This window comes from Arthrobacter sp. TJ-178 (assembly GCF_058269275.1).
The window spans coordinates 134,460-160,798 of the sequence record NZ_JBZCNK010000002.1 but is presented as its reverse complement, the minus strand read 5'-3'; the positions used below and the strand labels follow the sequence as shown (position 1 = coordinate 160,798).

The following is a 26,339-nucleotide window of genomic DNA, read 5'->3' as shown; positions in this document are numbered from 1 at the left end:
GTCGTTCTGTGGAGTCGGCTCGCCGATCCTAGAGGTGCAGTTCCGGGTGCAGCCGCTTGATCGTCCACATCCGCTGCTTGCCGGCAACCAGCGAGCTGATGGCGATGCATACAGCAGCCAGGATGCCCAGGAACGCGACGGCGATCCACATCCGGGCGTCCACGCCGCCGGTGATCAGGGCACGCAGCCCGTTGACCACATAAGTGGCAGGCATGAACGGATGCAGCGCCTGGAAGAACCCGGGCGTGGTTTCCACCGGATAGGTGCCGCCGGAGGAGCTCAGCTGGAGCATCAGCAGCACCAGTGACGCCACCCGGCCGGCCGCGGTGCCCAGCACAATGATCAGCATCTGCTGCAGGGCCAGGAACGCGGCTGTGGTCAGGTACAGGAACGCACCGGTGGCAATCAGATAGGCGGGGTGGATATCCAGTCCCCACACCAGGACCGCCATCATGATGACCACCTGGCCCAGGCCGATGGCCAGCGCCGGAACCAGTCCGGTGGCCAGGGCACGGAAACCGGAAACACCGGCGGCCAGGGCCCTGGTGGGCAGTGCCCGCAGCAGCAGCCAGGTGATCAGCGCACCCACAAAGGTGGCAAGCGCCAGGAAGAAGGGAGCAAACCCTTCACCGAAGCTGTCCGCCTTGGTGGAGTAGTCCGCGTCCAGTTCCACCGGGGCTGCCGCAACGGAGGCCTTGGTGTCGATCAGCTCATCGGAATCCTGCGGCAGCGCCTGGGCGCCTTCGGCGAGGGCATCGGCCAGCGTGTGGCTGCCCGTGGAGAGCTGGGCAGCTCCCGCGGACAGGGCGTTTCCGCCGGTGAGCAGTTCGCCCGCTCCGGCGGCGAGGTCGTTGGTGCCGCCGCTGAGCGTGTTGGCTCCGGCGGCGAGTTCGCCGGCACCGCTTTCGGCGCTGTGGGCTCCGGCATCCACCTGGGCGGCCCCGGAGGCGAGGTTGGCGGCACCGGCGGAAAGCTGGGCGGCCCCGGCCGCAGCCGACTGCGCGCCGGCTGCTACTTCACCGGCACCGCCGGCGAGGCTGGAGCTGCCGGCAGCGAGCTGTCCGGCTCCTGCTGCTGCCTCGGAAATACCTGCCTGCAGGCCCGCATTTCCGGCGGACACCTGCTGCGCGCCTGCGGCCAGCGGCTGCAGCTGGGCAAGGAGCGGGTTGGCCGGATCTGCTGCCTGGAGTCCGGCAACCACCTGGTCCAGTCCGGTGGAGACCGAGGACGCACCGGCGGCCAGGGACTCCGACTGGGGAACAGCCGCGGTCAGCCGCTCCGAGAGCGTGCCGAGGTTGGTGTTCAGGGCCGCTGCACCGGAAGCTACGCTGCCGGCGCCGTCGGACAGGGTGGACGTTCCGGCAGCCAGGGACTGTGCACCGGCGGAAAGATCATTGCTGCCCGAGGCCAGCGAGGATGTTCCCGCTGAGAGTTCGGTCAGGCCGGAGCTGAGCTGGTTGGCGCCGGTGGAGAGCCGCAGTGCTCCGTCCTGAAGGGTGACGGTGCCGGTGGCGAGGCTGTCCAGCCCGGCCACAAGTTCGCCTGCCCCGGAAACGGCGGAGTCGATGCCCGTGCTGAGTTCACCAGCGCCGTCGGCGGCGTCGCGGAGGCCGGAACCGGCGTCGTTCAGTCCCACCAGCAGCGTGGAGGCAACCTGCTCGCCCAGCTGGGAGGAGACTGCTTCTTTGACCTGTGCCATGGCCTGCTTGCCCAGCACGCCGGCGAGGAAGTTGTTGGAATCGTTGTACGTGGCGCTCAGCCGGGCGGGCACGGGGTTCTCCGTGCCCACGGAGACGGCGTTGGCCGAGAAATCCTGCGGAATGGTGAGGGAAAGGTAATAGGTTCCGTCCTCCACACCCTTCGCTGCGTCGTCGGCATCCGTGGGATGCCAGTCGAGGTCCGCTCCTTCCAGGAGCTTGGTCTCCAGCTCCTCGCCGGCGTTCAGGGCGTCGCCGTCCCTGGTGGTGCCCGCGTCCTCGTTCACCAGGGCAACGGAGAGACTGTCCACGTTCTTGTCCGGAGAGTCGAAGGCCCACAGGTACAGGGCGCCGTAGATCAGGGGAATGAAGAGCATGACGACGACGGCGATCTTCGGCAGGGTGCCGCGGCGGAACCGCGCCAATTCCGTGCCGGGGGAAAACAGGGCGAACATTAGTTGGCCTCCTGGGAAAGCAGCAGAGCGGACGGCTGGGGATCAAGGCCCTCCCACAGGCCGGTTTCAAGGGAAGCGGCGCCGACGACGACGGTGGTGCCCGCTGCGGCGATGGCAGCGAGGCGCTCCCAGACCAGCCGGCGGGCTTCTGCGCTGTGGACCTGCTCAATGTCGTCGACAAAAAGGATGCTCGGCGAGCCGAGCATCGCCAGGGAAAGGCGAAGCAGGAAGTGCTCGGCCTCACCGAGGTTCCAGATCACAGTGGAGGCGGCGGGGATTTCGGTGGTTCCGAAAACCGAAGCGCAGGCACGGGTGACCTGGCGGTCCGTGGGCTTGCCGAGCATGCTCCACCAGGGGGCCAGCCAGGCTTCGCGTTCCCGCACAGCCTGACCCACTGTGACCCCGGGCTCCAGGACATCAATATCCTCGAAGCCGGCAATGGCCGTGTGTTTCTGGACTTCGCGGGCATGGCGGGGGAGGGCATGGCCCAGGACTTCCAGCGTTCCGTCCTGGGCCTTCATGCGGCCGGCAAGTGTCAGCAGGAGGCTGGTGCGGCCGCTGCCCGCAGGGCCGTACAGAACGTTGAGGGGGCCGTCCACATTGAAACTCAGCGGGCCATAGACGGGGCCCCGGGCGGCGGACAGGCTGAGGCCCTCCGCAGTGATCACCGGTTGCACAATTGCCTTTCAGGGAATCCGGGAGAGTCCCGGCGGTGAGACGGGCCAGCAAAACTGACCAGTCAGTACATAATCTGACCAGTCAGTCTAACACCTGCTTCGCGGGGACCCTGCGGACACGAAATCCACAGCCGCGGCACGATTTGCACGGGTTTGGGAGAATGAAGGCGTGACTGTTTCATCTCCAGAACTCAAGCTCGAGCTGCCACCGCTGCAGCTGGGACCCATCACCGTGGACACGCCGGTGATCCTGGCGCCCATGGCCGGCATTACCAACAAGGCCTTCCGGCGGCTCTGCCGCGAATACGGCGGCGGCCTGTATGTCTCGGAAATGGTCACCTCGCGTGCCCTGGTGGAGCGCTCGCCGGAATCGCTGCGCATTATTGAGCACGATGAGGACGAAAAAGTCCGCTCCGTCCAGCTCTACGGGGTGGACCCCGTCACCGTCGGTGCAGCCGTGCGCATCCTCGTGGAGGAAGACCGCGCCGACCACATTGACCTGAACTTCGGCTGCCCCGTGCCCAAGGTCACCCGCAAGGGCGGCGGATCCGCCCTGCCCTGGAAGCTGGACCTGTTCACCGCCATCGTGCAGACCGCCGTGAAGGAAGCCTCCCGCGGCAACATCCCGCTGACCGTCAAGATGCGCAAGGGCATTGACGAGGACCACCTCACTTTCCTCGAAGCCGGCCGCATCGCCCGCGACTCCGGGGTTGCCGCCGTCGCCCTGCACGGCCGCACCGCGTCCCAGTTCTACTCCGGCAAGGCCGACTGGTCAGCCATCGCCGAACTGCGCGAAGCCCTGCCGGACGTGCCGGTGCTGGGCAACGGAGACATCTGGTCCGCCGAAGACGCCATCGCCATGGTCCGCCAGACCGGCGTCGACGGCGTCGTCATCGGCCGCGGCTGCCAGGGCCGGCCGTGGCTCTTCGGTGACCTGCAGGCAGCCTTCGAAGGCAGCGACACCCGTCACCGGCCGGGACTGAAGGAAGTTTCGGACAGCGTGTACCGGCACGCCGAACTGCTGGTGGAAACCTTCGGCGGGGAAATGATGGCGCTGCGGGACATCCGCAAGCACATGGCCTGGTACTTCAAGGGCTACGTGGTGGGCGGAGACCTCCGTGCACAGCTGGCCACCGTGCCTACGCTGGAGGTCCTGCGCGAGCTGCTCGACCAGCTGGACCCGGACGCCCCGTACCCGGGCGCCGACGCCGAAGGGCCCCGCGGCCGCGCCGGCTCACCCAAGAAGACAGCACTGCCGGAAAACTGGCTGGAATCGCGGGAACTCAACGCCGCGCAGAAGTCCATTATCTCGGCAGCCGAACTCAACGTTTCAGGCGGCTAAACACCCATGACCTTTCCGCAGGCTTTCCAAACCGCAGGCTATACCGATGTTGACCTTGCACGCTGGGTCACCGAGCCTGCCAAGAACACCAACCGCACCCAGTTCGGCCGCGACCGCGCCCGGGTGCTGCATTCCTCCGCGCTGCGCCGCCTGGGCGCCAAAACCCAGGTGGTTGCACCGGACACGGACGACTTTGTCCGCACCCGGCTGACCCACTCCCTGGAGGTGGCCCAGGTGGGCCGCGAACTGGGCAACGCGCTGGGCTGCGATCCCGACGTCGTCGACGCCGCCTGCCTCGCCCACGATCTGGGACACCCGCCGTTCGGACACAACGGGGAAACGGCACTGAACGACATAGCCCACGCCATCGGGGGTTTCGAGGGCAACGCGCAGACCCTGCGCCTGCTCACCCGGCTGGAACCCAAGATCATCGCCCCGGACGGCAGCCCCGCCGGCCTGAATCTGACCCGGGCCTCGCTGGACGCCGCCTGCAAGTACCCGTGGTCCATCGCCGACGCTCCACTGGTCAACGGACACCGCACCACCAAGTTCGGCGTGTATGAAGACGATCTGCCGGTCTTCACCTGGCTGCGTGACGGCGCCCCGGCCGGCCGCTCCTGCCTCGAGGCGCAGGTCATGGACCTGGCTGATGACATTTCGTACTCCGTGCACGACGTCGAAGACGCCATTGTGGCCGGCCACGTCCAGCTCAAGTGGCTGGACAATCCGGACCAGCGTGCCCGCGTGGTGGGTTACACCCAGCAGTGGTACCTGCCCGGCACCGACGGCGCAGCGATCGAGGACGCACTCAAGCGGCTGGAAACCGATCCGGTGTGGGTCCGCGAATCAGACGGCAGCCGCAGGTCCATGGCCGCACTCAAGGACATGACCAGCCAGCTGATCGGCCGGTTCTGCAACAGCGCCCTGGAAGCCACCCGCGGCATTTACGGCACTGATCCGCTGACCCGCTACAACGCGGAAATGGTGGTTCCGGAAGAGACCAAGCTGGAGATCGCCGTGATGAAGGGACTGGCCACCACGTTCGTGATGACCACCGACCAGCGGCAGCCGCTGTATGAGCGCCAGCGCGAAATCCTCACCGCCCTGGTAGCCCAGCTGGCCGCCACGGGGGACCGGCACCTGGAACCCATGTTTGCCGCGGACTGGCGCGAAGCCGCCGATGACGGCGCCCGGCTTCGCGTGGTCGTGGACCAGGTGGCCTCGCTTACGGACGGCTCGGCAGTGGCACTGCACGAGCGCCTGGTGGGCCCGGTTCCCGCGCTCTGGTAAAAACATCTGGTTGTCCGGATGAAAAAGGCCCGCTAACTCTGGCGGAGCCCGGCGTGTCTCGTTAGTGTTTCGGCTCTGAGGTGTAACATCCACCCCTTCGGTTACCACTGGCCGCAGGAGCACCTCTACCGGACAACTCTCACGGGGGACTCTTCATGAGCGACCAGCCACACGTCAATCACCGTCGCCGCCGCGGGTCGCTACCGCAGGCCGCCCGACCCCGCAGCCGGTGGGGCATCCTGCTGGCCGCCCTGCTCTCCCTGATGTTCTTCGTCCCGATGGCAGGCCCGGCCAACGCCGCCATCGATCCGGAACCGACGCGCGGGCCGGCTCCGGTCACGGACGCCGGCACCGACATTGTGATCACGTCCCTGGGCGAAGGACGGCGGAATGTTCCCGGGGCGCTGCCGCCGCTCGGGACCACTTGGCCCATCAACGCATATCCCACCTCCATTCCGGCCGGTTACGAAACAGAGAACGTGGGTTTCGCGGGGGTCATCAATACCCAGGAAGTGGGCGGGACCACTACGGCCCAGATGTACTGCATCGATTTGCGAACGGAAACCCGCGTCGGATACGGGTATGAAAACGGAACCTGGGATGAGTCCAACGTCCCCAATATCGGATATGTGAACCGGATCCTGAATACTTACTATCCGAGCACCAACCTGCCGGCGGGCACGGACAACAATACGAAGGCAGCGGCCGTGCAGGCCGCCATCTGGTTCTTCACCGACGGCTACGTGGTCAACCCGAGAAACTCCCTCTACTCCACGGTCGAATCGATCGTGAACTCCACCATCGCGGCCGGGCCGCTGGAGGAACCGGACGCTCCCGATATTTCGATAACGCCTGCCAGTGCGGAAGCGCCGGTGACGGGTCTGGCCGGACCGTACACCGTGACGTCCGAGTCGGATGAAATCACCTTGACGGCCGGCGCCGGCTTCGGCCTCTTCGCCGACGCCGCAGGCACCGTGCCAATCACCAACCCCGTGACCAGCGGCACCCAGGTCTGGGTGCGGAGCGAGGGCGGAGGCCTCGGGCCCACCACCTTCACTGCCCGGGCAACGGTGACAGTTCCCACCGGCAGTGTCTACCTCTATGACGGCGCCACCCCCGGGGTGGACGCTGCCCAGAAATTGATCCTGGCGGACACCCGGGAACTAAGCTCCGCAGCCAGCGCCACGGCCAGCTTCTTTGAGGTTGGATCCCTGGCCGTCACCAAGTCCATAGAAGGCCCCGCCGCGGGCAGCCAAGACGCGGTGGTCATCAGTATCGATTGTGGACCGGGATACCAGTTCACCTTCAATATCACCGCCGGAACCACCGGGACGCCGTCGGAGACCTTCACCAATATTCCGGCGGGCACCACCTGCACCATCACCGAGCCCACCAACGGCGCCAATGCCAGTGTCCAGGTCAGTACCATCCTGCCCGGTGCCGTCACCATCGCCTCGGGTACCACGGCGACGGCGACGGTCACGGACACCTACACCTTCACTCCGGGAACCTTGGTGGTCAGCAAGACCAACCTTGGAGAAGCGGCAGGCGCGCAAGGTGAGGTGGTGATCTCCGTGGTCTGCACCCTGGACGGCGCCACGGTGCTGGACACCACTGTCACCATTCCGGCGGGAACCCTCACTCCTGAGTCGACGGAATTCCCCAACCTCGATGCCGGAACCAGCTGCGTTGTGACCGAAACAACCACCGGTGAAACCACGTCCGTGGCTGTCGAGGTGTCCGGGGGCGGGACCGTCACGGTTCCGGCCGCAGGAAGTGTCACAGCGGCACTGACCAATACCTACACCTTCAACCCCGGGACACTGGCGGTCCGCAAGGACATCGCCGGTGAAGGAGCCGGGCGGCAGGGCGTCGTCACTTTGCAGGTGACCTGCAGCTCGGGCCTGAACCAAACCATTACCATCCCGGCCGGAACCGTTGACCCCACCACTGAAGAATTTACGGGCCTTCCCGCCGGGACCACCTGCACGGTCACAGAGACGGCGGACGGTACGACCACCGCGGTGTCCGTCGTTACCGTGACTGACCCGGCGGGCGGGGCGGTAACCATTCCCGCCGGTGACGGCGTCGAGGTCACGGTCACGGACACGTACACGGTCAACCCCGGAGCACTGGTCGTGAACAAGTCCATTGCGGGAGCGGCTGCGGGCCGGCAAGGAGTCGTCACTCTGCAGGTCACCTGCACTCTGGAGAGTGCAGTTGTCGCAGAGGGTGAATTCACCGTCACTGCCGGTGCAACCGGAACCGTTCCGGCAGGCACACTCACCGGCATTCCGGAAGGCGCCAGCTGCGCCGTCACTGAACCCGTCACCGGCGAGAGCACCGAAATAGGCGTGGTGGTGGATCTGCCTGATTCCGTAACCATCGCCGCAGGCGTCACTGCCACGGCCACCGTGACGGACACGTACACGGAGAACCCCGGCTCCCTCATCGTCACCAAGGTGATTACCGGTGAGGCCGCCGGAAACCAGGATGCGGTGGAAGTGGACGTCCTTTGTACCCTGGGCGGACAAACGGTGTTCGAGGAAACCTCCCAGATCCCGGCCGGAGAAACAGGGGAGGTGGGTGCGGAGTTCCTGAACATTCCCTCGGGCGCCTCCTGCGCCGTAACTGAACCGGTCACCGGGGCCACGGAGTTCGTACAGGTCAGCAGTGAGATCCCAACACCGGTCACCATCAGCCCCGGCGGCAGGGACACCGCCACGGTGACCAATACGTACACCTTTACCCCCGGAACACTGGCGGTCACCAAGGAATTTGCCGGTGACGCGGCAGGAGCACAGGGCGAGGTAGTGCTGCAGGTGACCTGCGGACCGGATGGGTCGGTCCTGGATGAAACCGTGACCATTCCTGCCGGGACCGCCGAAACGGTAACCCGGAATTTCGAGGACCTGCCTGCGGGCACGGAATGCACGGTCACTGAAACCGAAAGCGGCGCGACCGCTACGGTCTCCGTGGACACGGTGATCAGCGATCCGGTCACTATCCCGGCTGCGGGCGGCGCGGAACTGACGGTCACCAACACGTACGGGTTCAACCCCGGCGCGCTGGTGGTCAGCAAGGTCATCACCGGGACGGCAGCGGGTAACCAGGGCGAAGTTGTCCTGGAAGTCCGGTGCGGCGCGGACGGGTCCGCTTTGGATGAAACGGTCACCATCCCGGCGGGCACCACGGGGGAGGTGACCACCGAATACGAGGGCCTGACGGCGGGCACTGAATGCACAGTGACGGAGTCCAGCACCGGAGCCACCTCCACCGTGCTGGTGGAACCCGTGCTCCCGGAGCCGGTCATCGTGCCGGCCAGCGACACCGTGACCGCCGTGGTCACCAACACGTACACCTTTGCTCCCGGTACGCTGGCGGTTACCAAGGTCATCACCGGGGCGGCAGCAGGTAACCAGGGTGACGTTGTCCTGGAAGTCCGGTGCGGCCCGGACGGGTCCGCTGTGAATGAAACGGTCACTATCCCGGCCGGCACCACGGGGGAGGTAACCACTGAATTTGGTGGACTTGCCGCGGGTACCGAGTGCACTGTCACTGAGCCGGGCACCGGGGCCACCTCCGCTGTCACCGTGGAGTCCGAGGTGCCGGGGCCGGTCATCGTGCCGGCCGGCGCCACCGCCTCGGCTGTTGTGACCAACACCTACAGTCAGGTGATTGCTCCGACGCCGAAGCCCACCCCGGCACCGGTCAAGCCGGCCCGTCCGGATCTGCCCTCCACCGGCGCCAACGGAACCGTCGGCTTCCTCGCCGCCGGAGCCGGGCTGCTCCTGGTCGGTGGCCTCGCGATGGCGGCCAGCCGCCGCCGGGCAAACAGTGCGGAGGATGACAACAGCCATCAGCAGTAATCCGCAGTAGCAGTCAGAGAGGATCCCGTGCGGCCGGTGGCCGGGCGGGATCCTCTTTGTGCGGGAGCGCCGGCAAACCGCTGCCTGAGCATCCTCTCCCGTGCTTCACCGCGGCGTTAGGGCAGGAAGAATAGACTGGGGTTATGGCCGGCCTGATTAAACGCGAAGATATTGACGAAGTACGCTCCCGCACCGACATCAAGGCCGTGATTGACGGCTACGTAACCCTCAAGTCCGCCGGCATCGGCTCCTACAAGGGGCTGTGCCCCTTCCACGACGAGCGCTCGCCGTCCTTCCACGTCCGGCCGCAGGTAGGCACCTACCACTGCTTTGGCTGCGGTGAGAGCGGCGACGTCATTTCCTTTGTCCAGAAGATGGACCACGGAACGTTCTCGGAGACGGTGGAGAAGCTCGCCGCCCGGCTCGGCTATGAGCTGCACTATGAAGACGGCGGAACCGGCCCGCGCCGCGAAGACATCGGCAAACGCCAGCGGCTGCTGGATGCCCATAAGATCGCCGCGGAATTCTTCGCCGCACAGCTGCGCACTCCCGGCGCCCAGGCGGCCCGGGACTTCTTGCAGGAGCGCGGCTTCGACCCCGCCGCGGCAGCCCACTTCGGTGTGGGCTATGCACCGCAGGGCTGGGACTCATTGCTCAAGCACCTCACCGACAAGGGGTTCACCCGTGAGGAACTGGCCGGCACCGGCATGTTTTCCACCGGGTCCGACGCCTCCCGCTTCTACGACCGGTTCCGCGGCCGGCTGATCTGGCCCATCCGCGACCTGACCGGAGCCGTGATCGGGTTCGGCGCCCGAAAGCTTTACGAGGATGACCAGGGACCCAAATACCTGAACACCCCGGAGACCGCGCTCTACAAGAAATCGCAGGTCCTCTACGGCATCGACCTGGCCAAGCGGTCCATCGCCAAGGACCGGCAGATCGTCGTCGTCGAAGGTTATACGGACGTTATGGCCTGCCACCTCGCGGGGATTACCACCGCCGTCGCCACCTGCGGCACCGCCTTTGGCGAGGACCACGTCAAGATTGCGCGCCGGCTGCTGTCCGACGACGGTTCCGGGGGAGAGGTGATCTTTACCTTTGACGGTGACGCGGCGGGACAGAAGGCTGCGCTGAAAGCCTTCGACCTGGACCAGCGCTTCACGGCCCAGACCTATGTGGCCGTGGACCCGGAGGGCATGGACCCGTGTGACATCCGGCAGAAACACGGGGACACCGCCGTCGCCGAGCTGATCCGCTCGCGCCGTCCGCTGTTCGAGTTCTCCATCCGCTCCACCCTGCGTAAGTTCGACCTCAACACCGTTGAAGGCCGGGTGCAGGCTTTGCGCGCTGCCGCCCCTGTGGTGGCCGAAATCCGCGATCCCGCCATGCGCCCGGCGTATGCCCGCGAGCTCGCCGGATGGCTGGGGACCGACGTCGACGACGTCACCCGCGCCGTTGCCGCGGCCGCCAAGCGGCTGCGGGAGGGCGGCACGCCCGGAAAGTCCGCACCGTCCTTCCAGGGGCACGACGACGCCCGCGGCTCCCAGCGCGAATCCCGTGACGTCCGGGGCTCGCAGCAGGGGCGGCAGAGCAGTTCCCAGCAGGAAAACCGCGGCTACCAGCAGGAAAACCGCGGCTACCAGCAGGAAAACCGCGGCGGCTACGTCCAGCCGGTGCCGGAACCCGTGCTGGAAGAACCCGCGTTCCTCCGCCCCGATCCCCGGGACCCCGCCGCGCGAATGGAACGCCAGGCGCTTGAGGTTGCACTGCAGCAGCCGGGCCTGCTGGACGAGGGACAGTGGGAGCGGTTCAAGGCTGCCCGGTTCTCGGTTCCGGCCTACCTGGCGGTGCACAACGCCATCATTGCCGCCGGCCATGCCGGCACCGCGCCGGCGCAGTGGGTGGAACAGGTCCGCCAGGAACTGCCGGACTCTCTGCGGGACTTCGTCAGCGAGCTCGCCGTGACTCCGCTGCATGCACGGGACAACGATGCCCTCCAGCGGTACTGCCGGGATATCCTCAACCGGCTCTTTGAACTTCAGGTCACGCATCTGAAGGCAGAGAAGCTGGGCCAGCTGCAGCGGCTGGATCCGTCCGCGGATCCGGCCCTGTTCCAGCAGCTGAACCGCGAGCTGATGGAGCTGGAAATGCAGCGCCGTGCCCTGCGCGGAGACCAGTAACCGTCCGTTCTCCGTACCGATTTCGCTTCCCCGCAAAACCTCTGTAGAGTAGGAGACGCGCTTTCCTCCGTAGCTCAATTGGCAGAGCATTCGACTGTTAATCGAAGGGTTACTGGTTCAAGTCCAGTCGGAGGAGCAAATGAATGAGGCCCGAACCGGGAATACCGGTTCGGGCCTCATTTTTTCATGTGGGTGATGCGGCGGTCAGTGCCTTCCGTGGTGCCGGTGCTTCTTCACCACCACGTCGAAGCTGCTGGTCCTCGTGTTGCCGGCGGCATCCGTGGCCGTGCAGGTGACCGTAGTGGTCCCCACGGCAAAGGTGCTGCCGCGGCGCGGGGAACAGTCCACCGGCACTTTGCCGTCCAGTGTGTCGATCGCCGAGGGCAACGGGTAAGCCACCTTCACCCGTCCGGCGCGCTTCGAATAGGCCACCACGTCCGGCTGATCGGCAATCCGGGGTGCCAGCACGTCGGCGGGCCGGGCGGGCAGTTTCGCGGGATCCACGATTCCCCAGTATGCCGGCGCAGCCTGCAGATCATCGTCGAACGGAAGCGGCTGCTCCCAGGGCCGGGCCATCGGCCAGGTCCGCAGCCAGGTGCGGGCGTTGCTGATGCCCCAGACCGTCACCGAATCAATAGCCGAACTGTGCTTGCGCAGCATGGCGAACAAGTCGCGGTAGTAGTATCCGACTTCCGCGGCGGCGTCCTCGTCGTTCTCGAATGCCGGCTGGTACGGATCCACCGGGGCACCGTCCACATCCGCGCCCTGATTCTCGGTGGACGCGTTCACATCGAGCTCAGTGATCGCCTGCATCAGGTCGGGATTGACCTTCTCCACGGCCTTGATCGAGTCCTCGAGCCACTGAACCGGACGTGCGACGTCGACGTGCGCCTGGTGGCCCACGCCGTCGATCGGTACGCCCCGGGCTTCCAGAGCACGAATCAGCTCGAGATAGTCGGCCCGCTTCTGGGGCATCTCGGTGTTGTAGTCGTTGATGAAGAGCTTTGCCTCAGGGAAGTACTTGTCCGCGAGACGGAAGGCATCATCGACAAAACGCTCACCGAGGACCTGGAACCAGCGGCTGTCCCGCATGTCGTGCGGGTTGGCCGTGTCACCGTCCGCAATGGTCTCGTTGACAACGTCCCAGGCCCAGATGGGGCTGTCTCCATCCGGGTAGCGGGCATTGATGTGATCTGCGATGCCCTTGATGTGCGCCTCCATGCGTGCCCTCAGCAGTGCCCGGTCGGACCGGCTGCTGGTCAGGTCACGGGTCCCGTCCTTGAAGAACCACTCAGGTGTCTGGGAATGCCAGACCAGCACATGTCCGTACACCTTGACATTGTTGGCGTCCGCGAAATCCAGCAGTTGGTCCAGCTGGGTAAAGGTGAACTCTCCCTCCACGGGCTGCACGCTCTCGGGCTTGCCGGCGTTCTCGGGAGTAAAGGCGTTGAAGTGTTTCCGCAGGAGGTTCGCTGCGCTGCCCGCTGTCTCGCGTGCATCGATCGCTGCCCCCACATGCTCGATGCCCTGCAGGCCAAGAACGTCTTTCAACCCGGGTATATCGGTCTGAATGGGAGGCTCAACAATCGCGGCGAGGCTGAAATCATCGAGCAGGAAATCCACGCCGGCAGCACCTTCGATGTACACCTGTGCTTTGTCCGCAGCGGCACCGAGGGTGTACGTCCCGGCAAGTTCGGTCCAGCCGTCGGAGGTGACCGAAGCTCCGGCACCGGCAACGCCTTCATAGGCACTCCCGCCGCCGTTGTCACGCTGAATGGACATTTTCAGTGCAGCCGGCTGCTGGCCGGGAGCAAGCTTGGCCCAGACGGACATCTTTACGGCCGAGCCGACCGGCAGGGCGCCCGTGATGTCACGTGCGGCGCCGTGCCAGTCCTGGGTCCGGTTACTCACCAGCAGGCTGCCGGAACCGGTGCGGGCGTCGGAGCTGAGGCTGACCGCGACTGAGTCCCCGCGCGCGGTCCAGCCATCGGTTCCGGTCTCGAAATCCGAAGACACACCGCCGGAAGGTTCCGCCGCAGCGCCGCCCTGCGGAAGGTCAAATGTCCAGCCTTCGGCGAGCTTCTCGGTGACGACCGTAGTAACAGCCTTCACTGTGTTGGTCCGGTCCCCGCCACCGACGTGCGCCAGCACCACCGCGCCGGGGGTGAACGCGGCACGGAGGTTTGCCGTGAGGGTGGCTTCGCTGAGGTCATTGCCGTCCCAGTCGAAGATGACGTTGCCGAGCCCCAGCGGCTGCATACCCAGCGCTGCAGCTACTTCGCCCGTGACTCCCCAGCTTCCGTTCGGCGCCCGGAAATAAGGGACCTGCAGGTCAGGCGTGCCTGCGGCTTCACGGATGATGCGGAGGTTTTCCAAGAGATCAGCTTCAATCTGTTCCTCCGTCCACGAGCCCATGTCCGCATACGTGGTGCCGTGGTTGCACAGCGTGTGGCCCTCATCGACCATGCGCTTCAGCAGCTCGGCTCCGCCGGGGGCTTGGATGTTCTGTCCGATGACGCAGAAGGTGGCGGAGATGCCCTTGTCTTTGAGGAAATCCAGGACATCGTCGGTTTCCCCTGGCTTGGGGCCGTCATCGAGGGTCAGCGCCACGGAATTGCCGGTGCCGCGGGATGCTGCGATCGGCGTCGCTGTCGGGTTGTCGGCACCCCCGGGGATGAAGGCAGGATCCGGGGCCGGCTGCCACGGGCCGCCGTCGTCCGGGTCCGGTGCCGGACGCTTCAGTGTGTCCCGCAAGGCGTAGTACGCAGGCTTGCGAGTGAAGTCCTCCTCCATGACCGTCGCTTCACCCTCTCCGGCAAAGAAGACCGGAACCCACGAGTACTTGTCCGTGAAGCCCCAAATGGTGAATGAATTGCAGTCTGTCACTGACAGGCAGGCCTCAAGGGCACGCTGGTAATAGTCCGCCTGCTGCTCCAACTGCTCAGCCGTCGGCTCGGTGCCGGCTGCAATATCCATGCGGACGTCTATTTCCGTAATTGCGGTTTCCAGCCCCAGGTCGTCAAAGCGCTGCAGGTTGGCCTGCAGCTCTGAGGGGAAACCGTAACGGGTGCTCAGATGGCCCTGGATGGCAAAACCGTCAACCTGCACGCCCTGTGCCTGAAGCCGGGGGATGAGTTCGAGGTATGCGTCGCTCTTGGCATTGATGTCCTCAACGCCGAAATCATTGAAGAACAGCTTGGCCGCGGGGTCGGCCTCATGTGCCCAGCGGAAGACGTCGGCAATGATGTCCGGGCCCAGTTCACGAAGCCAAATGTTCTCGGTGACGCGCAGTGTTCCATCGTCGTTGAAGATTTCGTTGGCTACGTCCCACTGCTGGATTTTGCCGGCGTACCTGCCCACGACAGTCTGGACGTGGTCCTTGAGGATTCCGCGCAGTTCTTCCTTCGAAAAGTTTCCCTGCTCCAGCCATTGAGGATTCTGGCTGTGCCAAAAGAGGGTGTGGCCGCGCACCACCTGCTTGTTTTTTTGGGCGGACCGGACAATGGCATCCATTTCCGTGAAGCGGTAGACGTCCTTTTCCGGATGGATGAATTCCCACTTTGACTGGTTCTCCGGTGAGACCGAATTGAACTCGGCGGCCAGTTGCCTGCGGTATTCCTTGTCGAACGTAAAAGGATCGGGGTAGTCCTGGGCCTCATGATGGCCTCCGCCCGCAACGGCGGAACCAATCTTGAAGTCCTTCGGGGCTGCCCGGCGCAGCGTGTCCTGTTTGGACTGGCCCGGAGGACGTTTTTCCTCCGGCTGCACGGCAAGCGCCGGAACCGCCGGCAGCAGCAGCGCCGAGGTTACAGCTAGAGCGGTTAATAAACGCGGAACCTTCATGACTCTCCTTTGAGTGCAGAGCGGCCAAATAAATGGCAGTGATCCGGCGCCGTTATGGGGAGAATCAAGAAAGCGCCGGGCGGGCAACGGTAAGAACGTTTCGCGGCGGGGTCAAGGGTAATGCTGCTGCCTGCACCGGAAAACCCGTTGCGGGTTGTGGTTCCTATAGGAATTTTGATAAAGGTGAGCGTTCCCGAGCTCCGCTGGCCGGGCCGGAGTCTCGGAAGGTGAGAGGCAGAACACATCACAATGTGTATAGGCATCCCCAAAACCCTGTATAGTAGTACTCGCGCTTTCCTCCGTAGCTCAATTGGCAGAGCATTCGACTGTTAATCGAAGGGTTACTGGTTCAAGTCCAGTCGGAGGAGCAAGAGGCCCCCTGAAAGGCAGAACATGCCTTCCAGGGGGCCGTTTTTTGTGCGCGGGGGCCGCTATCCGCCGGTCTCCGCCCGTGAAGACTGTCTTCCGCGCGGACCGGCCTGCAAGCCGGCGGCGTGGTGAAGTGCTTTTCGGCCCCGATTTCGGGTCCTGCCCTGCTGCGGGTCCACCCCGCAGCCGTAGAGTTTTAGGCAACGCGGCACCATGGATATTCTCCGGCGGGCTACGCCGGCCTGGGGCCTCGAATCCGAGGAGCGGCCATGGCGAGCAATCAGACACGGGCGGAAGACGGCGGTCCCGAAAGCATTCACACCGGCCGTGTCCTGCTGGCCACCGGAGCCGCAGCTGTAGGCGGACTCCTCTTCGGCTTCGACAGTGCCGCCATCAACGGTGCGGTGAACGCGATCGGCGACACCTTCGGACTGGGGTCCGGGCTCCTCGGGTTCACGGTCGCCGTAGCCCTGCTCGGCTCTGCGGTGGGCGCCTGGTTTGCGGGCAGTCTCGCGGACCGCTGGGGCCGGCGTGCAGTGATGGTGATCTCCGGCATCGTTTTTGCCGCCAACTCGCTGGGATCCGCGCTGGCCCAGAGCGACGGCGAGCTGATCATCTGGCGCTTTGTGGGCGGTTTGGCCATCGGTGCGGCCTCGGTGATTGCTCCGGCTTACATCGGCGAAATAGCGCCCTCCCGCTGGCGCGGCGCCCTGGGCTCGGTGCAGCAGCTGGCCATTACGCTGGGCATTTTCGGCGCGCTCCTCTCGGATGCCGTCCTGGCGGACGACGGCGGCGCCCTCGCCGTGCACTGGCTGGGACTGGAAGCCTGGCGGTGGATGCTGCTGCTGGGAGTGGTTCCGGCCGTCGTGTATGGAATCCTGGCACTGGTCATCCCGGAATCGCCGTACTACCTGGTCCGCAAGAACCAGCGGGCCAAGGCAGCCGCCATTCTGTCCACCATCAGCGGAGTGGAGGACACGGATTCAAAGATGACCGAAATCCAGCAGAGTTTTTCGGAATCCGCCGGGAGCTACCGGTCCCTGCGGGGCCCTGCGCTGGGTCTGCAGCCAATTGTGTGGATAGGTATGGCTATTGCGGCGCTTCAGCAGCTCGTGGGCATCAACGTCATTTTCTATTACTCCACAACGCTCTGGGAATCCGTTGGCTTCAGCGCCTCGGATTCCTTTACGACGTCGGTCATTACCGCCGTTATCAACGTTCTCACCACCCTTGTTGCCATTGCCTTTATCGACCGGATCGGGCGTCGAAAGCTGCTGCTCACCGGTTCCATTGGCATGACGGTTGGTTTGCTGGCCACCGCCGTGTCCTTTTTCCAGGCCACCGGCACCGGAGACAACGTTTCGCTTCCGGCACCCTGGGGTGCCGTGGCGCTGGTCGGTGCAAATCTGTTCGTGATTTTCTACGGCGCGTCCTGGGGGCCGGTGATGTGGGTGACGCTGGGGGAGATGTTCCCCACAACCATCCGCTCGATCGGGCTGAGCATCGGCGCCATGGTGAACTGGATATTCAACTTCGCCATTACGCTGGCGTTTCCGTGGGTGAATTCCAACCTAGGGCCCGCCGCGGCCTATTCGGCCTTTACTTTCTTTGCCTTCATCTCTTTCTGGTTTGTCCGGCAGAAGCTTCCCGAGTTCTCCGGGAAGGACATCGACGACTCCAAGCTCTCGCCGCACTGACAGGGTTCCGTTGGCCCATGTGTGTTCCCAGGCCAGCCCAACATGCCTAGGGTTATGCGTAGGATTGCTAGGTTTGGGTCGGAAATTTTATTCACAACCACACGAGAGACAGAGGAACCTTCCATGGGCGCAAGCCAGCCAAAGCCTAATCCGGGCGAATCAGAGAAGGTGGCCCATCCCTTCAAGGTGATTGCCGTCACCGTGGCGGCAGCCGTGGGCGGTCTGCTGTTCGGGTTCGACACCGCGGTCATCAACGGTGCCGTTGATGCCATTGGCGAAGAATTTACGCTCAGTCCCGGGGTCCTGGGGTTCACGGTCGCCATCACACTTTTGGGCTGCGCCGTCGGAGCCTGGTTCGCCGGTCAGCTTGCAGACCGGCTGGGCCGGAAGAAGGTGATGGTTGGTGCCGCAGTCCTGTTTGCCGCCAACTCCATCGGTTCCGCCTATGCCTTCAGCGAATGGGACCTGATGTGGTGGCGCCTGGTGGGCGGTCTGGCCATTGGTACCGCCTCCGTCATCGCACCGGGCTACATCGCCGAGGTTGCGCCGAGCAAATGGCGCGGCGCACTTGGCTCGGTCCAGCAGCTCGCCATCACCCTGGGCATCTTCGCAGCGCTGCTCTCTGACGCTTTCCTCGCGGATTCCGCCGGCAGTGCCATGGGACAGCTGTGGTGGGGGCTTGCCGCCTGGCGCTGGATGCTGCTGGTTGGCGTAATTCCCGCCATCGTTTACGGCATCCTGGCACTGACCATTCCTGAATCTCCGCAGTACCTCGTCCGCAATAACCGGGATGAAGACGCAGCCAAAGTGCTCCGCTCGGTTTCCGGCGTGACGGACACAGACCTGAAAATCCGCCAGATCAGGGACAGCTTCAACAACAAGCAGCCCACCTTCCGCGATCTGCGCGGCCCGAAGCTGGGCCTCCAGCCCATTCTCTGGGTGGGCATGGCCATCGCCGCGTTCCAGCAGCTCGTGGGCATCAACGCCATCTTCTACTACTCCACCACCCTGTGGCGGTCCGTGGGCTTCAGCGAGAGCGATTCCTTCACGACCTCGGTGATCACCTCGATCATCAACGTGGTCATGACCGTCGTGGCCATTGCCTTCGTGGACAAGATCGGCCGCCGCAAGCTGCTGATGATTGGTTCTGCGGGAATGTTCGTAGGCCTGCTGATGGCCACCCTTTCCTTCTCTCAGGCAGAGGGCATGGGTGACAACGTGGAGCTGCCCGGCATGTGGGGTCCGGTTGCGCTGGTCGGCGCAAACCTCTTCGTGATTTTCTTCGCCGCCACCTGGGGACCGGTTATGTGGGTCACCTTGGGCGAAGTGTTCCCCAATAACATCCGGTCCCTCGCCCTGGGCCTGGGCGCCATGGTCAACTGGATTTTCAACTTCATCGTGACCCTGTCCTTCCCCTGGGTGAGCGATAACTTCGGGGTCTGGATCATGTACGCGATCTTCACCATCTTCGCCGTTCTTTCCTTCTGGTTCGTCAAGACAAAGCTGCCCGAATTCTCCGGCCGTGAGCTTGAAGACCGCGAAGGGCTGGAAACCACCTAGGCGGCTGCCGCCCTGTTCACAGTGTGAAAGCTGAGGAGAATGGTAATTTTGGATAATGGCAACGGCGAAGATTAATCAGGAGACGGAGGCAGGGCGCATGAATCGCTCCGCTAGCACACGAAGGGCCACGGGGAATTCCTCACTGGTCGGGTTGGCAAAGGTGATGGCCCGGCTGACCCCCCGCCAACTGAATGACGAACTTGGCCTGGCTACGGCCGAAATGAAGCAGAAGGGCATGAAGGCCGGCATTGCCGCCGCGTTCATGGTGGTGGCGCTGCTCTTTATCGCCGCCCTGGCCATCGCCTTGATTGTCGCGGCCATCCTCGGACTGGGCACGGTCATGCCCGGCTGGCTTGCCGCCCTGCTGGTGGCCCTGTTGTTCCTGATCATTGCTGCTGTGGGGGGATTCATCGGCTACAGCCGGTTCAAGAAGACCCTGCCGCTGCTGCCCGAAGAAGCAATCCACGGGCTGCGCTATGACCTTGGGGTCCTCAAGGAGGGCCGCAGCTTCGATCCCGCCACCCTGGAGAAGAAGCCGAAGGAACCCAAGGACAAGGACAAGGACAAAAAGAAGAAGGACCAGGAAGAGGACGGCCCCAAGCCGCCCACTCCCGAGGAACTGCGTACCCGCACCCGCCAGCGCCGCGAGCACATGGCAGCTGTCCGTGACGGCCTCGGTGAGAAAGCCGACGTCAAGGAACAGATCAAGGAACTCAAGGCCCGCCGTGCGGCCCAGCACCGCAAGGACGGATCCTCCGGCGGAGCCTCCGGCAGCGAGGACATCATGGCGTTGATCAAGGAACGCTGGCAGCCGCTGACCGTGCTTGCCGCTTCCCTGCTGGCCATGGTCATCATGATGCGCAGGCTCGCCAAAAAATAAGTCCCATCATCGCTGACAAGGGGAGTGGGCCGTGATCAGGTTGATCGGTGCAGGAACGCGTCCGGACCGTGTAACAACGGAACTGGACACCTTCCGGACCGTTCCCAACTTGGTCACGGCCCTTCGTTTTCTCGGAGTGCCGCTGTTCGTTTGGCTGACGGTCCGTGAAGCCTACGGCCCGGCGTTTCTGACGCTGGTGGCGGTGGGTTCCACCGACTGGGTGGACGGCTATCTGGCCCGCCGGCTGGGACAGGTGTCCAAGGCGGGCAAATGGCTTGATGCCGTGGCGGACCGCCTGGCCCTGATCATCGTCGCAGCCACGTTTGTGGTGGAGGGGATTGCCCCGGCATGGCTGGTCCTCTGCATCGTGATTCCTGACGCCGTCCTCATCCTCACCTCGCTGCTGCTGTTCCGCGGCAGCCCCGATCTTCCGGTCAGCAACATCGGCAAGATCCGCACCGCACTGCTGCTGCTGGGAGCCCCGCTGCTCCTGCTCCAGCGGGTGCCCGGGTTCGATTTCGGCTGGCTGTCCGCCGCCGGGACCGCCGTGCTGGCTCTGGGCTGCGCCGGCCATATCCTCGCAGCGGCAGGCTACCTGCAGGCTTCCCGGGCCAAGTTCTCCCGGGAACGCAGCGCGGTCGGCTGATGGTCGGAATAGCCATTGCCTGTGCTCTGGCAAGCGCCGTGTTTTTGGCCTTTGGCGCCCAGCGCCAGGGAAGTGCGGTCAGCGCCAACACCGGCGGGCTGGAGCTGAACTCGTCCCGGTTCCTGCGGCTGCTGCGCAATCCGAGATGGCTGCTGGGACTGTTTCTGCTGGGGGTCGGCACCGCACTGAACGTCACGGCGCTGACACTGGCACCGCTGACAGTAGTCCAGCCGATCGGATCCATCGCCCTGGTGATCACCACTGTGGTCAACTCGCGTGACCAGGGGCTGCGGATGAACCGCATCACCGTGGCGTCGATTGTGGCGTGTGTGGTGGGAAGTGCCCTGTTTGTCTCCCTCGCCGTCGGCGTGACACGGGACGAACAGGAGGTCCGGCCCGCGCAGGAGCTGACCATCGTGCTGATCCTCGCGGTGGTCGTGGTGTTTTTCGGCACCATCAACGCTCTCTTTGGCCGGGGCATCGGCGCGATCGGGTTCATCGTGGGGGCGGGAGTCCTCTTTGGGTTCGTTGCAGTGCTGACCAAAGTGATTGCAGGCGACCTGCTCAACCCCAACGGCCGGTTCCTGCTCAACGTGCCCTGGTACACCCTCCTCGGCATCGCGGTTGCCGGCGGTCTCGGGGCCTGGTTCGTCCAGAGCGCCTATTCCAGCGGACCGCCGGACCTCGTTATCGCAGGCCTGACCGTCATCGATCCCATGGTGGGCATTGCCATCGGAATCGGCGTCCTGAACGAACTGGTGCCGGATGTGCCTGCCGTGGCTGCCGTTGCCATGGGAGTCGCAGCTTTGATTGCTATCGTGGGGGTCGTTGCCCTCTCCCGCTATCACCCCGACGTGATCCAACGCAGGGCAGAGGCACGGCGCCGGCAAAAGCAGGGCGCCGCAAAAACTCCGAAAGACCAAAAGAGGGACTCCCAGTGACCGACGACACATCGGCCGACAAACCGCTGACCATCCTCATAGCGTGCGACACCTATCCGCCGCACCTGAACGGTGCCGCCCAGTTTGGCTACCGCCTCGCCCGTGGGCTGAACGGGCGCGGCCACGATGTCCATGTGCTGGCCCCCAACGACGTCGACGGCGGAAGCCGCTCGGACCTGGACGGCGACTGGCCCGTGCACCGGCTCCGATCCCACGGCGTCCCCACCCATGAGTACTGGCGCATCTGCCTGCCGTGGGAAATCAAGAAGGAAATCAGCCTCCTCTTCGACCGGGTCCAGCCCGACGTCGTGCACATCCAGTGCCACTACATGGTGGGGGAGTACACCCTCTACGAGGCGGAAAAGCGCGGTATCCGCGTCATCGCCACCAACCACTTCATGCCCGCCAACCTTGACCCGTTCCTGCCGTTCCCGCGGTGGCTGAAGGACATTGTCGCCAAGAACTCGTGGAAGGACATGGGCAAGATCATGGGCCGGGCCGCTGCCGTCACAACTCCCACGCCGCTGGCTGCGAAGGCCATGCATGCCCATGCCTTCCTGCCGGACGTGCTGCCCCTCTCCAACGGCATCGACGCGTCGGTCTACGAACTGCAGCCGGGCGAGACGATTGAGCCGCACGAACATCCCACGGTCCTGTTTGTGGGCCGGCTGGCCGAAGAAAAGCACGTGGACGTGCTGATCGACGCAGTGGCCAAGGTTCCGGCGCATCTGCAGGTGCACGCCGAAATCATCGGCGGAGGCGAAGTCAAGGCCAGTCTGCAGGCGCAGGTGAAACAGCTGGGGCTGGAAGGCCGCGTCGTCTTCCGCGGACTGGTCTCCGACGAGGAGCTGCGGCGGGCCTATCAGCGGGCGGATGTCTTTGTCATGCCCGGCACCGCCGAGCTGCAGTCGCTGGTGACGCTGGAAGCCATGTCCGCTTCCACCCCGGTACTGCTGGCCGATGCCATGGCCCTGCCGCACCTGGTGGATGCGGGCCGGAACGGATACCTGTTCCAGCCCGGCAACAGCGATGAGCTCAGCGAACGGCTGACCTCCATCCTGGAACTGGAGCCGGCAGAGCGGACAGCAATGGGTGCACACAGCCGGTCCATGGTGGACCGACACAGCTTGGACGCCACACTGGATACGTTTGAGGATCTCTACTACGGACGCCCGGTGGTGCAGGGAAGCATCTAGTTCCCTGCCGGGGGAACCCCGGATTGGTGGGACGGACGGAGGTGCCACTAGGATGGCTCTATTGCCCCTTTGGGGCACATGCGCCCCGAGGGGATCCCGGGGGCTGTAGCTCAGCTGGTCAGAGCAGCGGACTCATAATCCGTGGGTCGTGGGTTCAAGCCCCACCAGCCCTACGCAGGTGAAAGCCGCGGCACGAATTCTTCGCGCCGCGGCTTTTTTGCATCCGGAGGGTCTAACGGCAGCGTGTTGTACATCATGTTACTCGTGGGTAACATGGGGGAACCCGGCCTTACGGCCCCGGATCACTGATGATCAGCAGCGAAGGATATTTCTCCATGGCAACCATCGACGCCAATAACCTCCCGTACGCGGACGGCGACTTCTACGCATTTGAGGATCTGCTCTCCGACAAGGAACGGGACCGTCTCCACGAAGTCCGTGCCTGGCTGAAGGCCGAAGTCACCCCGCATGCCGCTGATTGGTGGAACGCCGGGGAATTCCCGCACCACATGATCCCGAAGATCGCCGAACTGGACGTCATGAGCCCGGTCTACCGCCAGGGCCACTCCAACCTTTTTGCCGGTCTCTGCCACGCCGAGTTCACCCGTGCGGACACCTCCTTTGCAACCTTCCTGGGCGTGCACGACGGTCTGTTCACCGGATCCATCGAGGCACTGGCCTCGGAAGAGCAGAAGGCCGCATGGCTGCCGGACATCTACTCCATGAAGAAGATTGGCGCGTTCGGCCTGACCGAACCGCTGGGTGGATCCGACGTCGCCGGCGGCACCCGCACCACCGCCCGCCGCGAGGGGGACAACTGGATCCTCAACGGTGAAAAGCGCTGGATCGGCAACGCCACGTTCTCCGACTGGGTAGTCATCTACGCCCGCGACCTTGCAGACAACCAGGTCAAGGGTTTCCTTGTGGACACCAAGACCGAGGGCTACAGCGCCACCAAGATCGAAAACAAGATCGCGCTGCGCACGGTACAGAACGCGGATATTGTCTTGGACAACGTGGTGGTCAGCGATGACTTCCACCTCAAGGGCGCCAACAGCTTCCGGGACACCAACAAGGTCCTGAAGGTCACGCGCCTCGCTGTTGCCTGGCAGGCAGTGGGCCAGCAGATGGCCGCCTTCGATGTGGCCCGCAAGTACGCCGTGGAGCGCCAGCAGTTCGGCAAGCCGCTGGCTTCCTTCCAGCTCGTGCAGGAGCAGCTCGTCAAGATCCTGGGCAACACCGTCGCCTCGCTGGGCATGATGGTCCGCCTGGCCCAGCTCGAGGACCTCGGCCGCGCCAAGGACGAACAGTCCGCACTGGCCAAGGCTTTCACCACCGCCCGCATGCGCGAGTCGGTGGCCCTGGGCCGCAGCATCCTGGGTGGCAACGGCATTGTCACCGACTACGGCATGGCCAAGATCTTCGCCGACGCCGAGGCGATCTACTCCTATGAGGGCACGTACGAGATCAACACACTCGTGACCGGCCGCGCCATCACGGGCGTAGCTGCCTTCGTCTAACCGGTTCTGCCGGTGCGGCCAGTCCCTGCGGGGACTGGCCGCATTTCTTTAACCGCTTCGAGCGGGCTTTATCCGCTGCTAACCGCTTCCGCTGCTAATCGCGCAGGGGCAACAGGATGGACGGCCTGCGGTCCGTCACAAACTTCAGCGGATTGACGTACTCGCCGTGGAGCCGGACGCCCCAGTGGAGGCAGGAGTCCGGGCAGTGGGACGCAGCCGTCGGTGCGGAAACAACGCCGATGGCTTCACCTTCGGCCACCCGGTCGCCCGGGGACTTTGCCGCGTCGACCGGTTCAAAACTCGCGAGCAGCCCCTCGCCCAGATCAACCGTAATGACCGGACGGTTGACCACCCACCCGGCAAACACCACTGTTCCTTCGTCAGGGCTGAGGACGGGCATCCCCGGCTGTGCGGCAAGGTCAACTCCACGGTGACCGCTTAGCCATCGCTGCGGCGGGGCCTTGAACGGTCGCGCCACCTCCGGCACGGGAGAGATGGGCCAGCTCCACACCGGTTCGTAGGCGGACGCGGGCTGCGCGGCAAGCCGGGGCGGCCCCAAAGCGCCGGAAGCCGGAGCGGTCCTGCTGGCGGGCAGTGCGGTGAGCACTGCGATAGGCAGCGCCGCGAAGAGCACAGCGGCCAGGGCGGCTGGGAGCCCTGCCGAGCGAAGAACAGACAACCGGCCTCCCCCGCCCGGGTGACGGCAGGATGAGAATATTCCCGAGGTTCGGGGCGGGCTCCGGAAAATGTCCATGGCTCATCGTGTGCCACCGGTCCGCCGTCGTCGGCCGTTCCGTGCGGCCTGTGGAAAACTCTGCCCCGCCGTCGCCCTCGGCGTCCTGGGGGAGGACAAAAGCCCGCGGAGGCTGGTGTATAGTTGACGAAGCAGTTTGCTGTGCCATGTTCCCTGCCCGCAGGGGGAAAGCCGACACGCGTTTCACCGAAGCGCAGGCGGTTTTCGGCACCGGAAACTGACTACGCGTGCCCCAATTATCCGTGTCCTTCTCTCGGGAAGCCGCGGGTGCCTTTCCATCGGTCCGGTAAGCCGGCAGGAAAGACATGCTGATTCAGCTGATGGGCGCCAGGAGCTTCGCCCGCCCGGGCGTACAGCTATCAACCGTCAATTGGCAGCAGGATCCATGTGCTTCGGCACGCCTACTGCTGCCGGAAGGAGTGACGACATGCCCGTCGTTACAATGCGCCAGCTGCTCGACAGCGGCGTCCACTTTGGACACCAGACCCGTCGCTGGAACCCGAAGATGAAGCGCTTCATCTTCACCGAGCGCAACGGCATCTACATCATCGACCTGCAGCAGTCGCTGTCCTACATCGACCGTGCCTACGAGTTCGTCAAGGCCACCGTTGCCCACGGCGGAACCGTTCTCTTCGTTGGTACGAAGAAGCAGGCTCAGGAAGCCATCGCCGAGCAGGCCACCCGTGTTGGCCAGCCTTACGTGAACCAGCGCTGGCTCGGCGGTATGCTCACCAACTTCCAGACCGTTGCCAAGCGCATCCAGCGTCTGAAGGAACTCGAAGAAATCGACTTCGACGATGTTGCCGGTTCCGGCCACACCAAGAAGGAACTGCTGCTGCTGAAGCGCGAGCTCACCAAGCTGCAGACCAACCTCGGCGGCATCCGCAACCTGACCAAGGCTCCGTCCGTGGTCTGGATCGTTGATACCCAGAAGGAACACCTCGCCATTGACGAGGCCAAGAAGCTGAACATCCCCGTTGTTGCCATCCTGGACAGCAACTGCGATCCCGATGACGTTGACTTCCCGATCCCGGGCAACGACGACGCCATCCGCTCCGTCAACCTGCTGACCCGCGTTATTGCCGACGCCGTTGCTGAGGGCCTGATCGCCCGCCACAACAAGTCCGGCAACACGGAAGCTGCTGCTGAGCCGCTGGCTGAGTGGGAGCGCGAACTCCTCGAAGGCGCAGCTGCCCCCGCCGCTGAAGAAGCTCCGGCTGCAGATGCTGCCGCTGAAGCAGCTCCGGCTGCAGAAGCTGAAGCTCCGGCGGAAGCTGCTGCCCCCGCCGCGGACGCAACAGAGAAGTAAATAGAAGTTCCTTGGATCACCGCTGCCTGTCAGCGGTGATTCGGGGTATCTGCTGGCGCGGCTGGCCGGATTTTCCGGCCAGCCGCTCTGGCGGAATCTCACCAAAACTTATAA

The 26,339-nt window shown here is 64.5% G+C and carries 16 protein-coding genes and 3 tRNA genes; 15 read left to right on the top strand and 4 right to left on the bottom strand.

What is annotated here, in order from left to right; translation table 11 throughout:
* Positions 1-28: 28 nt before the first annotated feature.
* Both AC4D2Q_RS07090 and AC4D2Q_RS07085 read right to left on the bottom strand, forming a co-directional pair.
* Positions 29-2,152: a YhgE/Pip family protein gene (locus tag AC4D2Q_RS07090; RefSeq protein WP_490945817.1), complete on the bottom strand. Its 2,124-nt coding sequence runs from the start codon at positions 2,150-2,152 to the stop codon at positions 29-31.
* Positions 2,152-2,820 carry an ATP-binding cassette domain-containing protein gene (locus AC4D2Q_RS07085; protein ID WP_490945816.1) on the bottom strand — a complete coding sequence of 223 codons (669 nt, stop codon included), beginning with the start codon at positions 2,818-2,820 and terminating at the stop codon, positions 2,152-2,154. Before AC4D2Q_RS07085 ends, AC4D2Q_RS07090 begins: the two co-directional genes overlap by 1 nt.
* A gap of 178 nt (positions 2,821-2,998) precedes the next feature.
* Between AC4D2Q_RS07085 and dusB the strand changes: the two genes are divergently transcribed.
* From dusB to AC4D2Q_RS07060, 5 genes are all read left to right on the top strand, one after another.
* A complete protein-coding gene (dusB, locus tag AC4D2Q_RS07080) occupies positions 2,999-4,171 on the top strand; it encodes a tRNA dihydrouridine synthase DusB (protein WP_490945815.1) in 1,173 nt (390 codons plus the stop codon).
* Positions 4,172-4,177: 6 nt separating this feature from the next.
* Entirely contained in the window at positions 4,178-5,461 is a 1,284-nt protein-coding gene (locus AC4D2Q_RS07075) for a deoxyguanosinetriphosphate triphosphohydrolase (protein ID WP_490945814.1), read from the top strand.
* Between the two features lie 155 nt (positions 5,462-5,616).
* Positions 5,617-9,330 carry a thioester domain-containing protein gene (locus AC4D2Q_RS07070; RefSeq protein ID WP_490945813.1) on the top strand — a complete coding sequence of 1,238 codons (3,714 nt, stop codon included), beginning with the start codon at positions 5,617-5,619 and terminating at the stop codon, positions 9,328-9,330.
* Between the two features lie 143 nt (positions 9,331-9,473).
* Positions 9,474-11,510 carry a DNA primase gene (gene dnaG, locus AC4D2Q_RS07065; protein ID WP_490945812.1) on the top strand — a complete coding sequence of 679 codons (2,037 nt, stop codon included), beginning with the start codon at positions 9,474-9,476 and terminating at the stop codon, positions 11,508-11,510.
* Positions 11,511-11,573: 63 nt separating this feature from the next.
* Positions 11,574-11,646: transfer RNA gene (locus AC4D2Q_RS07060), tRNA-Asn, on the top strand.
* A 68-nt stretch (positions 11,647-11,714) separates the two neighbouring features.
* Here the strand turns inward: AC4D2Q_RS07060 and AC4D2Q_RS07055 are convergent.
* Entirely contained in the window at positions 11,715-15,353 is a 3,639-nt protein-coding gene (locus AC4D2Q_RS07055) for an endo-1,4-beta-xylanase (protein WP_490945811.1), read from the bottom strand.
* A gap of 295 nt (positions 15,354-15,648) precedes the next feature.
* Between AC4D2Q_RS07055 and AC4D2Q_RS07050 the strand changes: the two genes are divergently transcribed.
* The 9 genes from AC4D2Q_RS07050 (at position 15,649) to AC4D2Q_RS07010 (ending at position 24,162) form a co-directional block, all read left to right on the top strand.
* Positions 15,649-15,721 (top strand) — tRNA-Asn (locus AC4D2Q_RS07050).
* 270 nt (positions 15,722-15,991) lie between these two features.
* Positions 15,992-17,419, top strand: a complete 1,428-nt coding sequence (locus AC4D2Q_RS07045; protein ID WP_490945810.1) for a sugar porter family MFS transporter — start codon at positions 15,992-15,994, stop codon at positions 17,417-17,419.
* Between the two features lie 123 nt (positions 17,420-17,542).
* Positions 17,543-18,979 carry a sugar porter family MFS transporter gene (locus AC4D2Q_RS07040; protein ID WP_490945809.1) on the top strand — a complete coding sequence of 479 codons (1,437 nt, stop codon included), beginning with the start codon at positions 17,543-17,545 and terminating at the stop codon, positions 18,977-18,979.
* A 97-nt stretch (positions 18,980-19,076) separates the two neighbouring features.
* Positions 19,077-19,859, top strand: coding sequence for a phage holin family protein (locus AC4D2Q_RS07035; protein ID WP_490945808.1), 783 nt, complete (start codon positions 19,077-19,079; stop codon positions 19,857-19,859).
* A 31-nt stretch (positions 19,860-19,890) separates the two neighbouring features.
* Positions 19,891-20,505, top strand: coding sequence for a CDP-alcohol phosphatidyltransferase family protein (locus tag AC4D2Q_RS07030; RefSeq protein WP_490945807.1), 615 nt, complete (start codon positions 19,891-19,893; stop codon positions 20,503-20,505).
* The gene (locus AC4D2Q_RS07025; RefSeq protein ID WP_490927281.1) at positions 20,505-21,446 is read left to right on the top strand and encodes a DMT family transporter; all 942 of its coding nucleotides are present in this window, start codon (positions 20,505-20,507) and stop codon (positions 21,444-21,446) included. The genes AC4D2Q_RS07030 and AC4D2Q_RS07025 overlap by 1 nt, the downstream gene beginning before the upstream one ends.
* Positions 21,443-22,642, top strand: coding sequence for a glycosyltransferase (locus AC4D2Q_RS07020; RefSeq protein ID WP_490945806.1), 1,200 nt, complete (start codon positions 21,443-21,445; stop codon positions 22,640-22,642). The genes AC4D2Q_RS07025 and AC4D2Q_RS07020 overlap by 4 nt, the downstream gene beginning before the upstream one ends.
* A 99-nt stretch (positions 22,643-22,741) precedes the next feature.
* Positions 22,742-22,815: transfer RNA gene (locus tag AC4D2Q_RS07015), tRNA-Ile, on the top strand.
* 135 nt (positions 22,816-22,950) lie between these two features.
* Entirely contained in the window at positions 22,951-24,162 is a 1,212-nt protein-coding gene (locus AC4D2Q_RS07010; protein ID WP_490945805.1) for an acyl-CoA dehydrogenase family protein, read from the top strand.
* Positions 24,163-24,256: 94 nt separating this feature from the next.
* On the opposite strand, the gene AC4D2Q_RS07005 is transcribed toward AC4D2Q_RS07010, so the two are convergent.
* Positions 24,257-24,841: a M23 family metallopeptidase gene (locus AC4D2Q_RS07005; RefSeq protein WP_490945804.1), complete on the bottom strand. Its 585-nt coding sequence runs from the start codon at positions 24,839-24,841 to the stop codon at positions 24,257-24,259.
* A 502-nt stretch (positions 24,842-25,343) separates the two neighbouring features.
* On the opposite strand from AC4D2Q_RS07005, the gene rpsB reads away from it, so the two are divergent.
* Positions 25,344-26,225 (top strand): 30S ribosomal protein S2, encoded by an 882-nt coding sequence (gene rpsB, locus AC4D2Q_RS07000; protein ID WP_490927285.1) that lies wholly within the window; start codon positions 25,344-25,346, stop codon positions 26,223-26,225.
* Positions 26,226-26,339: the final 114 nt, after the last annotated feature.

Coding starts and splice junctions, on each gene's coding strand:
- AC4D2Q_RS07090 (WP_490945817.1), bottom strand. CDS start 2,152: ATGTTCGCCCTGTTTTCCCCCGGCACGGAATTGGCGCGGTTCCGCCGC.
- AC4D2Q_RS07055 (WP_490945811.1), bottom strand. CDS start 15,353: ATGAAGGTTCCGCGTTTATTAACCGCTCTAGCTGTAACCTCGGCGCTG.
- AC4D2Q_RS07035 (WP_490945808.1), top strand. CDS start 19,077: ATGAATCGCTCCGCTAGCACACGAAGGGCCACGGGGAATTCCTCACTG.
- dnaG (WP_490945812.1), top strand. CDS start 9,474: ATGGCCGGCCTGATTAAACGCGAAGATATTGACGAAGTACGCTCCCGC.
- AC4D2Q_RS07025 (WP_490927281.1), top strand. CDS start 20,505: ATGGTCGGAATAGCCATTGCCTGTGCTCTGGCAAGCGCCGTGTTTTTG.
- AC4D2Q_RS07040 (WP_490945809.1), top strand. CDS start 17,543: ATGGGCGCAAGCCAGCCAAAGCCTAATCCGGGCGAATCAGAGAAGGTG.
- AC4D2Q_RS07075 (WP_490945814.1), top strand. CDS start 4,178: ATGACCTTTCCGCAGGCTTTCCAAACCGCAGGCTATACCGATGTTGAC.
- AC4D2Q_RS07070 (WP_490945813.1), top strand. CDS start 5,617: ATGAGCGACCAGCCACACGTCAATCACCGTCGCCGCCGCGGGTCGCTA.
- AC4D2Q_RS07010 (WP_490945805.1), top strand. CDS start 22,951: ATGATCAGCAGCGAAGGATATTTCTCCATGGCAACCATCGACGCCAAT.
- rpsB (WP_490927285.1), top strand. CDS start 25,344: ATGCCCGTCGTTACAATGCGCCAGCTGCTCGACAGCGGCGTCCACTTT.
- AC4D2Q_RS07045 (WP_490945810.1), top strand. CDS start 15,992: ATGGCGAGCAATCAGACACGGGCGGAAGACGGCGGTCCCGAAAGCATT.